This window comes from Psychrobacillus sp. L3 (assembly GCF_042945595.1).
Classification (GTDB): Bacteria; Bacillota; Bacilli; order Bacillales_A; family Planococcaceae; genus Psychrobacillus.
In genome coordinates, this window is the sequence record NZ_CP168493.1 from 2,502,436 (window position 1) to 2,515,239 (window position 12,804).

The 12,804-nt window shown below is 36.7% G+C and carries 13 protein-coding genes and 1 other annotated feature; of the genes, 3 read left to right on the top strand and 10 right to left on the bottom strand.

Translation table 11 applies throughout. The features are described from left to right. Nucleotides 1-5: 5 nt before the first annotated feature. From ACEPXD_RS12335 to ACEPXD_RS12355, 5 genes are read right to left on the bottom strand one after another with little or no spacing between them, the layout of a single operon-like run. On the bottom strand, nt 6-509 hold the full coding sequence (locus ACEPXD_RS12335; protein WP_391116309.1) for an NUDIX hydrolase: 504 nt from the start codon (nt 507-509) through the stop codon (nt 6-8). After that, a complete protein-coding gene (locus tag ACEPXD_RS12340) occupies nt 428-976 on the bottom strand; it encodes a GrpB family protein (RefSeq protein WP_391116311.1) in 549 nt (182 codons plus the stop codon). The genes ACEPXD_RS12335 and ACEPXD_RS12340 overlap by 82 nt, the downstream gene beginning before the upstream one ends. 33 nt (nt 977-1,009) lie before the next feature. Then, a complete protein-coding gene (locus ACEPXD_RS12345) occupies nt 1,010-1,561 on the bottom strand; it encodes a DUF402 domain-containing protein (RefSeq protein WP_391116313.1) in 552 nt (183 codons plus the stop codon). A 15-nt stretch (nt 1,562-1,576) separates the two neighbouring features. Beyond that, on the bottom strand, nt 1,577-1,972 hold the full coding sequence (locus tag ACEPXD_RS12350) for a hypothetical protein (protein ID WP_391116315.1): 396 nt from the start codon (nt 1,970-1,972) through the stop codon (nt 1,577-1,579). Nucleotides 1,973-2,000: 28 nt separating this feature from the next. Further along, on the bottom strand, nt 2,001-2,411 hold the full coding sequence (locus tag ACEPXD_RS12355; protein WP_391116317.1) for an NUDIX hydrolase: 411 nt from the start codon (nt 2,409-2,411) through the stop codon (nt 2,001-2,003). A gap of 189 nt (nt 2,412-2,600) precedes the next feature. On the opposite strand from ACEPXD_RS12355, the gene ACEPXD_RS12360 reads away from it, so the two are divergent. Next, complete coding sequence (locus ACEPXD_RS12360; protein ID WP_391116319.1) at nt 2,601-3,740, top strand: MFS transporter; 1,140 nt, start codon at nt 2,601-2,603, stop codon at nt 3,738-3,740. A gap of 205 nt (nt 3,741-3,945) precedes the next feature. On the opposite strand, the gene pheT is transcribed toward ACEPXD_RS12360, so the two are convergent. The 3 genes from pheT to ACEPXD_RS12375 all read right to left on the bottom strand — a co-directional run bounded on the left by pheT (nt 3,946) and on the right by ACEPXD_RS12375 (nt 8,535). Beyond that, the gene (gene pheT / locus ACEPXD_RS12365; protein ID WP_391116321.1) at nt 3,946-6,357 is read right to left on the bottom strand and encodes a phenylalanine--tRNA ligase subunit beta; all 2,412 of its coding nucleotides are present in this window, start codon (nt 6,355-6,357) and stop codon (nt 3,946-3,948) included. A 12-nt stretch (nt 6,358-6,369) separates the two neighbouring features. Beyond that, nucleotides 6,370-7,407 (bottom strand): phenylalanine--tRNA ligase subunit alpha, encoded by a 1,038-nt coding sequence (pheS, locus tag ACEPXD_RS12370; protein WP_391116323.1) that lies wholly within the window; start codon nt 7,405-7,407, stop codon nt 6,370-6,372. 73 nt (nt 7,408-7,480) lie between these two features. Beyond that, nucleotides 7,481-7,714, bottom strand: a binding site (T-box leader). 56 nt (nt 7,715-7,770) lie between these two features. Continuing rightward, complete coding sequence (locus tag ACEPXD_RS12375) at nt 7,771-8,535, bottom strand: TrmH family RNA methyltransferase (RefSeq protein WP_391116325.1); 765 nt, start codon at nt 8,533-8,535, stop codon at nt 7,771-7,773. A 91-nt stretch (nt 8,536-8,626) separates the two neighbouring features. On the opposite strand from ACEPXD_RS12375, the gene sspI reads away from it, so the two are divergent. Together sspI and ACEPXD_RS12385 are read left to right on the top strand one after the other, a co-directional pair. Further along, complete coding sequence (gene sspI, locus ACEPXD_RS12380) at nt 8,627-8,836, top strand: small acid-soluble spore protein SspI (protein WP_391116327.1); 210 nt, start codon at nt 8,627-8,629, stop codon at nt 8,834-8,836. Nucleotides 8,837-8,994: 158 nt separating this feature from the next. Then, entirely contained in the window at nt 8,995-10,389 is a 1,395-nt protein-coding gene (locus tag ACEPXD_RS12385; protein ID WP_391116329.1) for an FAD-binding oxidoreductase, read from the top strand. 189 nt (nt 10,390-10,578) lie between these two features. Here the strand turns inward: ACEPXD_RS12385 and argF are convergent, their stop codons facing one another. Next, nucleotides 10,579-11,544 (bottom strand): ornithine carbamoyltransferase, encoded by a 966-nt coding sequence (gene argF, locus ACEPXD_RS12390; RefSeq protein WP_391116331.1) that lies wholly within the window; start codon nt 11,542-11,544, stop codon nt 10,579-10,581. Nucleotides 11,545-11,686: 142 nt separating this feature from the next. Beyond that, nucleotides 11,687-12,775, bottom strand: coding sequence for a M42 family metallopeptidase (locus tag ACEPXD_RS12395; protein WP_391116334.1), 1,089 nt, complete (start codon nt 12,773-12,775; stop codon nt 11,687-11,689). Nucleotides 12,776-12,804: the final 29 nt, after the last annotated feature.

Sequence of the window (12,804 nt, forward strand, 5' to 3'; positions counted from 1 at the left end):
TCCTTTTACTTTTTACTTTTAATTACTTTCCACTTTGGGTAATAGTTTTCTTTTAACCCTAAATCACCTGTTTTTAGCCATTCGAATGCTTTCAAGACTAATGGTGAGGCATTTCCAATGGAAATCTCTTCTTCCGAAGCCCATACAGCTCCAAGTGAGTCTTGCCCTTCAAATTGTTCTGGTTCTATTAAATCTCCTCCTATTTGCTTTACTAAATAATAAACTGCAATATGATATTCATCTGTCAAACCTCTCCAATCCGAGGAAAGCGTGAAATCGGTAATGCCTATGTTTTTAATAATATCGACTTCAAATCCAGTTTCCTCTAAAAACTCTCTTTTCATTGCAACTACTAAACTTTCTCTATCTTCCAAACTGCCTCCTGGAAGGTCGTAGCAATTTATGTAAGGGCCACCTTTTTTGTTGATTACAAGTAACTTGCCATTTTGTACACATATACCATAAACGCCAAATGCACGGTGGAAGTTTCTTTCGTTACCTTGTACCACTTCTTTGCAGCTTGTTCAATCTCTTTTACTAGTTGTTCCTTTCCCTTAATATAAGACTCAATTTCATAAGGAAATTGTTTTGCTAATGCTTCCTTTAATTCTCCATACCCTATTGCCACTGTAGGATGCTTGATTAGGTAATCTCTAAAAGCAATATATCTTTCTTTTTCTGGACTATCCATTTCATATATATGAACATGATGCGTTCGATTATTTCCGCCTTTTTGAAAATACCTACGCCCAGGAAGTCCATTTTCTCCTTTTGGTTCGTAGCCAATTACAATCATTGCGTCGTTAAATGCATCAATTTTATTAATATCCCGAACAACCGGCATTATATCAATAATTGGTTTCGCGCGTAAACCATACACAGAAGTACTACCAATATGGTGTATCGTTATAATTTCCGAACCAAAAATCTTTTGAAGTTTCTCCGCCTCCTCTTCAAACCTTTTCCTTCCAATCATCCGAATAAGAAACTACTTCCACTTTCCTTATGTTCATTCTCCCCTCTGAAATTGTGCTTTTAACAGTTCTTTATGATCTTTTGAAAATTGAAGTAAAGGAAATTTTTGTTCTCGAATAAGCGAGATAATTCTATTCGTTTCATTCCAAGCTAGGTCATACATATTTTGATTGATGCTTCCACCAACTAATGCTTCCTCTAGTTCATCCTCATCCAAAAGAATAATCTCTCCCGTAGGTAATATGACAATATCAAGAAATAAATCTTCCCACCATGGCACATTATTTTCTATTCCTATTTCATTGCAAATATCTATATACCACTGGACTATTTCGCCTTTTGAATCAAACATTGTAGTTAGAGCAAAATTTTCGCCAACAGGGAAATGCTGCATCCACGTATATCCATTGTCTACAATACAATTGCTTTGATCGTCATAATCTACCCATAAAGGCTCTTTAACTTGAACTAAATGTAATAGTGTTATAGTTCCCGTAAACTCTTTTGTCTCAATATAGGATTGCACATACTCTCTTTTAACAATTCTTTTCCAATCTGAACGATTCCCATATCTCTTTTTTAACATGCTTATCCCCCTCGCCTATTCCTGCTGGATATCCAAGCCTTGATAAAATTCGTCTACAATTGGATACATATCAGGTTCTGTATAATAATAATGATTGTTAACTTGATTCAAAGTAAACATGAATGACTCTTCGCCTTTAAATAATGTACTAGCGTATTTATATCCCTTAACAGTTTCTTGTTTATCTTCAGGGATGAATTGAATATCTTTGATTTTCTCAAGGTATTCGTCAATTACTACTTTTTCTGAAACAATTTTTTGGTGGCCTGTAGTTCCATCTAAAATAATCATTTGATCAACATCGGCAAATTCACCTTTGTAAAGTTGTGGAAGTGTTTTGGATTCTAAAGAGTTACATCCTACCAAAATCAGTAAAAGCATATAAACAATACATACTTTTGTATACTTCAATAAAACTCCTCCTGTTTTATATATTTTTCTATTTTTGAAATAGATAAGGTATCGACGATTTCAATAACCCATCTACACCTCCAGGGTAATAAGGCATTAGCTCATTCGCTTTTTGAACATCTACCCATTTTATTTCTGCTATTTCATCCTCATCCTGAATGGAGCAATGTCCTGCAATGATATTTACTTTAAAAGTTATAAATAATGCATGTTTCCCCTTATGTTCAAAAGAAGCTTCATTTAATGCCACAACTTTCTCCACTTCAACCGTTAAACCAGTTTCTTCTCTCACTTCACGGATAACAGCCTGTTCCAATGTTTCTTCTACTTCAACCGCACCACCCGGGAGAGTCCAACTGGATCCAACATTATTAACCATCAAAACCTTCTTTTCACTTTCGTTATAGATCAATGCATACACTACATCTACTCTTCTCATTAATATATTCCACCCTTTTATAGCATAAATTATACCAAATGTTTTTTCTGAATTGTGAATAAATGAAGGGATGCTAGTTTCTTTTAACAAAAGAAAGCAATTTTGTACGAAAATCAGTTACAATATGGAAATATGTCAAACTCAATATAAATTGTAGATGATTAGATTTATTTAAGAAGGAGAATTTTTTTGAAAGTACAAGTATTATTAAAAGGGTATAATTTTTTGTTTTTTGGTTTACTTGCGATCTTTATCCCATTTTTACCTGTTTATTTGGGAGAACAAGGATTATCCGTCAGTGAAATAGGTTTAATTGTAGGGACGGGTGGGGTTGTGACGTTAATTGCACAACCATTTTGGGGATTCATCAGTGATAAGACTAAAACGATTCGTAAGGTAATGCTACTACTCGTTTGTTTAACTTCCGTTTTTGGTTACTTCTTATTTAACGTTAATAGTTTCGTGATGTTGGTTATTTTTGCGCTATTAGTTTATTTTTTCTTAATGCCACTTGATCCACTGACAGAAAGCCTTAATTTCACCGTTTCTGAAATGGCGCGTGTCAGCTATGGATCCATTCGAACATATGGGGCACTCGGCTTTGCGGTTTTATCCTTAATTGTAGGATTCGCAATGGATTACTTCGGTATGAGCAGTGTATCTATTTTATTTGTTTTACTGGGCTTTATTTCGTTTGGCGTTATTTGGTTTATGCCCGAAGTACAGGCCTCATCTAAACCTGTGACAATGGCAGGTTTTAAACAAGTATTAAACAATAAAGAAATGCTCCTGTTTTTAGCGCTCGTGTTTATTTGTTCGATACCTGCTCGTATGAACGATACGTTTTTAGGAATTCATATAAGAGCACTGGGAGGAGATACTTCTTTAGTAGGAATTACCTTCTTCTTATCTGCTACGAGTGAAATTGTTATCTTTGCTTTAAGTTTTTGGTGGCTTCGAAAAGGAAAAGAGCTTGAAATTATAACGATTGCTACGTTCTTCTATTTTGTTCGTTTCATCGCATCTGCTTTTGTAACAAGCCCTATAGCTCTAGCACTTGTGCAACTATTACAGATGCTTACATTCCCTATTTTTTATACTGCAGCGATTCAATATTTATATCAAATTATGCCAAAAGAATGGCGTGCTACTGGACAAACTGTTCTTGCGCTATTATTCTTTGGATTATCGAGTATAATCGCCTCTTATGCAGGAGGGTATATTTATAAAGAATTGGGTGGACAATCGTTTTATTTCATTATCTCCATTATGTCATTTATTGGTGTACTATTTGGTATTGTATTGACGATTCGTAAACGAAGAATATAGTTGAATGTACTTAATAGGGTAACACTAGCTAGCTTTAAGGAATACAGGTCTGAAATTTATCCGTCCGGTCCTATTTTTTATTACGGCCAGAAATAGTTCCGTTTGGTCATATTATTTCTATCCTGTCTGAAATATATTTATACGGTCACAAATATAGATACACAAAAGAGCAGCACCAAATTCGGTGCTGCTCTTTTTAATTTATTTATCCTCTTAGCTCTGCTCCTGCTTGCTCTGCAAGTGCTTTTAATACTTTGTTATGCGCATTTACTACTTCTTCGTCAGTTAGTGTACGTTCTGGATCGAAGTATGTTAGAGAGAATGCAACCGATTTTTTACCTGGCTCCATTTTATCTCCTTCATAAAGATCGAATAGATGTACACCTTTTAGTAATTTTCCACCTGATAATTGGATGATCGCTTGTAGCTCGCCAGCCGCTTTTTCACTGTCTACTACTAGAGCAATATCACGAGTTATTGATGGGAATTTAGAAACTGGCGCATAGTATAATGCATCTGCTTCTTTATTTAATACTTTCGCTAAATTCATTTCCACTACATATGTTTCTTTCAAATCACGCGCTTTTTGTTCTGATGGATGTAATTGTCCGATAAGACCAATTTCTTCTCCAGCAAGTTTAATCAAAGCAGTGCGTCCTGGATGTAATCCGTCTACCACAGTGCGTTCAAAAGTAAGCTCTTTTGAATGACCTAATATGCCCATTAACCCTTCGACAATTCCTTTTAATACGAAGAAATCAACTGCTTTTTTCTCGCCTTGCCAGCTATGCTCTACCCATTTACCTGCTATGACTGCTGCTAAATGTTCTTGTTCATGAGGCAAACCTGATTCCGTTTCTCCTAAGAAAACAGATCCTACTTCATAAAGAGCTACTGTATCCGCTTGGCGTGCAGTATTGTATGTTACAACTTCCAGTAAATGCGGTATCAAACTTTGACGAAGGATGCTTCTTTCTTCGCTCATCGGCATTAATAATTCAGTTACAGGAGCAGTTTCTAATGCAAATTTTTGAGACATTTCTTTTGAAGTTAAAGAATACGTGATTGCTTGATAAAGACCTGCACTTTCCAAGTATGCGCGAACTTGACGACGTTTTGCTTGATAAGACGTTAATCCACCTGGTTTAGATTCTTCCACTGGCAATGTCATTGGAATTTCATCATATCCATACATACGAGCAATTTCTTCCACAATATCCTCAGGAATTCTAATATCTTGACGACGTGTTGGTGCTTTGATATATAAGTAGCCATTTGCTGCTTGGTAGTCAAATTTTAATCTTGTTAATATAGATGTCATATCCTCTAAAGATATTTTCATTCCTAAACGATTATTAATAAAGTCTGGGGAGACAACTACTTCAACTGGAGCTTTGTCTAGCTCATCAACAATCACTGATCCAGCTAATACTTCTCCGCCAGCAAGCTCAGCAAGAAGACTTGCCGCACGCTCCGCAGCTAAAATGACACGATTTGGATCTACTCCTTTTTCAAAACGAGCACTCGCATCACTGCGTAAGTTATGATCTTTTGAAGTTTGGCGAACTGATCCACCTGCAAAGTAAGCAGACTCGATTACAACAGTCGTTGTTCCATTGTGAACCTCTGAATTAGCTCCACCCATTACACCTGCAATTGCAACTGGCTCTTTGCCATTTGTAATCACTAAGTGGTTCGATTTAAGTGTTCGTTCTTGATCGTCAAGCGTTACAATTTTTTCACCTTCATTTGCAAGACGAACGACAATTTCCTTTGTTTCTAATCGGTCATAATCGAATGCATGAAGTGGTTGACCGTATTCCATTAATACATAGTTCGTAATATCGACTACGTTATTATGTGGACGAACACCAGCAGCCATTAATCGGTGCTGTAACCAAAGAGGTGATTCTTTTACTACTACATTTTTTACAACTTTTGCTACGTACATTGGATTTTCTTCCATTGCATCTACACGTAGGTTTAAGTAATCGGATGCTTTTTCATTACTTTCATTGTAAGCTGCTTCTGGGTATTTCATATCTTCCGATAGAATTGCTCCAACTTCATAAGCTACACCAAGCATACTAAGTGCATCGGAGCGGTTAGGAGTTAAGCCAAGTTCAAGAATTGTATCTTCTAATCCAAGTAGTGAAAGAGCACTTTCCCCAGGAGTCGCTGTTTCCGGAAGTACGTAAATACCTTCTGCATATGCTTTAGGAACAAGACGTCCTTCTATACCTAACTCTTGAAGAGAGCAAATCATTCCGTTCGACTCTTCTCCGCGAAGTTTTGCTTTTATAATTTTAATGCCACCAGGAAGAACTGCCCCTGGACGAGCAACGATTACTTTTTGACCCACTGCAACGTTTGGAGCTCCACAAATAATTTGTGTTGTTTCTTCCCCTACGTCTACTTGGCATATATTCAATTTGTCTGCCTCTGGATGCTTCACTTTTTCTTTTACATACCCAACTACTACATTTGACATTCCCTGAGAACGATCGATTACTGCATCAACTTCGATACCTGAACGAGTGATCATTTCACCTAATTCTTTTGGATCAAGTCCTTGTGTATTCACATATTCTGCTAACCATTTCGTAGAAACTAACATGTCATTTCCTCCTTACACTTCTGTTCGGTGGAATTGCGATAAGAAACGCACATCATTCGTATAAAAATGACGAATATCTTCCACTCCATATTTCAACATTGCAATACGTTCTGGACCCATACCAAATGCAAATCCAGATAGTTTTTTCGAATCATAGCCAGCCATTTCAAGTACATTTGGATGAACCATCCCAGCACCTAAAATTTCAATCCAACCTGTTTTCTTACATACGTTACAGCCATTGCCACCACATTTGAAGCAAGAAATATCCATTTCAACAGATGGCTCTGTGAATGGGAAAAAACTTGGACGAAGACGAATTTCACGTTCGTCACCAAACATTTTCTTTGCAAATACAGATAATGTTCCTTTTAAATCACTCATTCGAATATTTTCACCAATAACAAGGCCTTCGATTTGAGTAAATTGATGTGAATGTGTTGCATCATCATTGTCACGACGGTAAACTTTACCCGGACAAATAATTTTAATCGGCTTGCCTTCTTTTGCTTCCATCGTACGAGCTTGAACTGGTGATGTATGTGTACGAAGTAAAATATCTTCTGAAATATAGAAAGAATCCTGCATATCTCTAGCTGGATGTCCCTTAGGTAGGTTCAACGCTTCAAAATTGTAGTAATCTTTTTCCACTTCTGGACCTTCCGCAATTTCATAGCCCATGCTAATGAATAAGTCTTCAATCTCTTCTACTACACGAGTAAGTGGATGATGATTTCCTGTTTTCACCGGGCGACCTGGTAAAGTGACATCAATCGATTCTTTTGCTAATTGTTCTTGGATTGCTTGTTCTTGAAGTAATGTCATGCGAGTTTCTAACACTTCTGTTACCTCTTCACGAACAACATTTACAAGTGCTCCCATTTTCGGACGTTCTTCTGCAGGAAGTTTACCCATTCCTTTAAGCAAATCCGTAATTGGACCTTTTTTCCCTAAATAAGCAACACGTACATCATTTAATTCTTTGACGTTCCCTGAAGCTTCAATTTTTTGTAACGCTTCTTCTTTTAACTGTTGAAGTTGTGCTTCCATGTTTTGCATCCTCCTTTTTAGAAATGTCTAAGACACTAACTTTCCTAGACAAAATAAAAAACCCCGCCCCTATAAAAGGGACGAGGACTAATTTCGCGGTACCACCCTGATTATTGCACAATATTTCGTGCAATCACTCAATTCGACTAACGGCTCTACACCGGCACACCTTTACAGCAATTGCTGGTCCCGGCGGCAGCTAACGGGGTGAACTTCTATACGCATTCTCCATTTACACTTTCAGTCAAGGTGTAAAATCCCTCTATTTCGAATGGTCATATATACTTTTCCCGATGACAGCTTTTTATAATTATCAAATTACATTCTATTATACGGAGTTTTGACCGTTTCTTCAAGTGGGATTTATTTTAAAGTTAGACCATACAAAAGAATTCCTGTTGCAACTGCCACATTCAATGATTCAGCTTGTCCTAAAAGTGGCACGATTATGTTCTGATCTGTTTTTTCTAGCAGTTCTGGGTTGATGCCACTTCCTTCATTACCCACGATTAATCCGAATGAATCGCTTTTTTTGACTTCATTGAATGGAGTAGAGTTTTCAAAAGCAGTACCGAAAACAGGTACTTGGCGATTTTTTAGCTGATCTACCCATGCATGTAAATCCCCTTTTACTACAGGGATATGAAAATGGGAACCTTGTGCTGATCGTAATGTTTTGGAATTATAAGCATCTGCGGAACCTTTTCCAAGGATTACAGCATCAATCCCAGCAGCATCCGCTGTACGAACCATTGTGCCTATATTTCCTGGATCTTGAACTGCATCTATTAATAGCAAACGATTCCATTTAGATTGTTCTGTTTCCCCTACAGTTTGTTGCTTACAGTGTGCGAATATACCTTGTGTATGCTCGGTTTCAGCAAGTTCTTTTTTAATGACATCATTTATTTCAACCATTTCTACATTATCGACATCCCAATTTTCAGGAACATCGGCACTATCACTTATCATAATCGTTAGCACATTTTCTTTTCGTTTGATCGCTTCTTCTACTAAATGATAACCTTCTATGATGAATTCGCCTGTTTTATCACGTTCTTTGCGAACACTTAATAGTTTTTTCCAATGCTTCACAAGCGCATTTTGTTGGGATTCGATTCGTTTCATTTATATGTAACCGCCTTTTTTATTTAATAGTAACAAATTCATGTATAGCTTGCGAGAGTTTGGGGAACATAATTTCGAGGAGTGATAAAAAATGGACTTTCAAATTCGAGAAGCAATATCAGCTAATATGAAAGGAAACAATGCAACTGAAATTCGAGCTGTAGTAGAAGACGCCATTCAAAGAGGAGAAGAACATTTGCTGCCAGGCCTTGGCGTTTTTTTTGAAAAATGGTGGAATACAACGGATGACACAAAAAAAGATGCTGTATTAAATGAACTCGCAACTGCATTTGCACACTAAAAATCATCCGTGAAGAGATATTACTCTTCACGGATGATTTTTATTTTTAGAAAATGTTTGTGAAAAATTTCACGAATCAATTATATTATTTTTCAATTTTTTATTATAAACTTATCTTAGAACTTATCGACAAATATAATTTTGAAAAAGGAGAAAATATGAATACAACCACAGAAAATATAGTAGTAGCTTTAAATGAATTTTTAAATGAAGATCAAGTATCAGTCAATCAAACAGTTAGAGAGCTTCATAGTAAAGATGAGTCTTACCATGATGCTAGTCTTCCGGATGTAGTGGTTTTTCCAAAAACAGCTGCAGATGTTAGTAAAATTATGAATGTGGCAAATAATCTTCAAGTACCTGTTGTTCCTTTTGGTAGAGGATCAAGCCTTGAAGGACATGTAATACCATACGACAATGGGATTTCAATTGATTTTTCATTAATGGACAAAATTTTAGAAGTTCGTGAAAAGGATTTACTTGTAAAAGTCCAACCAGGTGTAACAAGAACACAATTAAATAAAGAATTAAAGAAATATGGACTTTTCTTTTCGGTAGATCCAGGAGCGGATGCTACATTAGGAGGAATGGCAGCAACAAATGCTAGTGGTACGACAACCGTAAAATATGGTGTAATGCGTGATCAAGTGCGCGATCTAGAGGTTGTTCTCTCAGACGGCACCATCATACATACAGGGAATTTAGCTGCTAAATCAGCATCTGGTTTCCATTTGAACGGACTTTTTGTAGGTTCTGAAGGAACATTGGGTTGCTTCACAGAACTAACATTAAAAGTTTATGGGATTCCGGAGTTTACAACAGCAGCAAGAGCCGTATTCCCAACCGTGAAAAATGCTGTAGAAGCTGTTACATCCATTTTACAAGCAGGCATTCCAATTGCTAGGGTGGAATTAGTAGATGAGAGTTCTATTAGACAAGTGAATAAGTTTAGTGGAACAGATTATGCGGATAACCCTACATTATTTTTAGAATTCGAGGGTAATGAAGCAGGGCTACAACAAGATGTTGAATTCACAAAAGAAATAATGGAAGATCACAACTGTGAGGAAATTCAATTTGAAACCGATAACACCGCTCGTACAAAACTATGGGAGGCACGACATAATTTGGCTTATGCCTATATCCACAGTCATGTTGGGAAGAAAATGATGGTAACGGACGTTTGTGTTCCTATTTCAGAGCTAGCCGATGCTGTAATTTTTGCACGAAAAGAACTAGATGCTATTGAACTTCCTGGTGGGATACTTGGTCATGTAGGTGATGGTAACTTCCATGCTTTATTAATGATCGATATGAGCAACCCGGAAGAATTAGCTAAAGCTGAAACATTCAACGAAAAAATCGTTCTATATGCACTAGCTCGCAACGGGACTTGTACGGGTGAACATGGTGTTGGCGTTGGTAAACAAAAATACCAAGCCGCTGAACATGGTGAGGCATTACAGGTGATGGAAAAGATTAAACTAGCATTAGATCCAAATAACATTTTAAACCCAAATAAAATTGTAAAAATAGAAAAGATGAATAAATAAGTATTCTTTTGTCTTTCTTTAATATAATAAAGAGTGATTCAGCGTCTCCCGAATCACTCTTCCTATGTAGCGATGAAGTCATCCATCTTGACGAACGACATCGCGTGTAGACTGAAGAAAAATACAACCTATTTCTATTTCAAGTTGCTAGACAAACCCTGTCATTGCAACCTCTTACTAAAATAATTATTACGCCATTACTGATGCAAGCACCGCTTTTTGCGCATGCATGCGATTTTCAGCTTGTTGAAAAATATACGAATTAGGTCCATCAATAACAGATGTCGCAACCTCTTCCTCACGATGTGCAGGTAAGCAATGCAAGAACATATAATTATTCTTCGCATTTGCCACTAGTGCTTCATTGATTTGGAATTCTTTAAAATCTGCTAAACGTTTTTCAGCTTCCGCTTCTTGCCCCATCGATGTCCACACATCGGTATAAATAACATCCGCATTTATAGCTGCTTCTACCGGATCATTTGATACGAATAAAGAACCACCATTTTCTAAAGCAATCGTTTTAGCTTTTTCCATAATCCCTTCATTAGCTTCGTAACCAATCGGAGTCGCAACGGCGATATGCATACCCATATATGCTGCTGCAATTACAAGGGAATGTGCTACGTTATTTCCATCTCCGATATACGCAATTTTCAAGCCAGCCGTATATCCTTTCACTTCATGGATTGTCAAAATATCCGCCAATGCCTGACATGGATGAAAAATATCCGTTAATCCATTAATAACAGGGATACTTGCATGTTCTGCAAGTTCTTTCACCATTTCATGGGAATTCGCCCGAATCATAATCCCATCTAAATAACCCGACAATACGTTTCCCGTATCATAAACAGACTCTCCACGACCGATTTGCAAATCCCGTGCATGCATAAACATACCGTTTCCACCTAATTGCTTCATGCCTACCTCAAACGAAATCCTAGTTCGTGTGGAGTGTTTTTCAAAAATCATCCCTAATGTTTTACCTTCTAATAAGGGAGGACACTTCCCTGCTTTCGTCAACTTTTTCAATTCAACTGCTAGTTGGATTAAATCTTTAACTTCCTCTTTTGAGTAATCTAACAGCGTCAATAAATCTTTCCCTTTTAAACTATCAACAACCTTTAAGTTAACCCATTCCAGCAATTTCATTAATAAAAACTCCTTTTTTCGTATATTTATGTATTATTTATTATAAGTGTGAATAAAAATAAAGTCAATTGAATTTTTATACATTTTATTAAATTATAAAACGTCTAGAAAAGACTAATTCAAGCCTTTCTAGACGTCTATTTTAACCAAATGTAATTTTATTTACTGTATCTCTGTCTAATTTTTTAATTACTTCTATCATCAATTTTACTGTATTTTCATAATCATCACGGTGTAAAATTCCAGCGTGTGAATGAATATAACGAGTCGCAACTCCAATAGCTAATGCAGGAACTCCATTTAATGAAATATGCATAGATCCTGCATCTGTCCCTCCCCCTGGAATTGTTTCAAATTGATAAGGAATATTATTTTCTTCCGCAGTATCTACTACTAAATCACGTAACCCTTTATGCGATACCATAGATGCATCGAATAAAATGATTTGTGGACCAGCACCAATTTTACTTGTTGATTCTTTTGGTGTGATTCCAGGAGTATCTCCTGCAATACCTACATCAACCGCAAAACCGATATCTGGTTTTACTTTCACAGTAGAAGTTTTAGCCCCACGCAAACCAACTTCTTCTTGTACATTTCCTACTCCATAAACAATATTCGGATGTTTTTCGTTCTTTAATCCTTTTAATACATCAATTGCAATAGCACAACCTATGCGGTTATCCCAAGCCTTTGCTAATAGTAACTTTTCATTGTTCATCACAGTGAATTCGAAATATGGAACAACCATATCACCAGGTAGTACTCCCCACTCCATTGCTTCTTCTTTTGAAGATGCACCAATATCGATAAACATATCTTTAATATCTACTGGTTTTTTACGTGCTTCCGGTGAAAGAATATGTGGAGGTTTCGAACCAATGACTCCAGTAACTGTACCATTTTTTCGAGTAACGATTGTTACACGTTGCGCAAGCATTACTTGTGACCACCAGCCACCTACTGTTTGAAAACTTAAAAATCCTTTGTCATCAATTTTAGAAATCATGAATCCAACTTCATCTAGATGCCCCGCTACCATTATTTTAGGACCGTCTGCATCGCCCACTTTTTCTGCGATTAAACTTCCTAGATTGTCATACTCAATTTTATCCGCATGGGGAGCTATGTATCTTTCCATTACCTCACGTGCTTCACGTTCATTTCCTGGAATTCCTTTTGCATCTGTTAAATCTTTTAACATTGTCAATGTTTCATCTAGCTTCGTCATTATTTCGACCTCCTAAATAGTTTCTACGA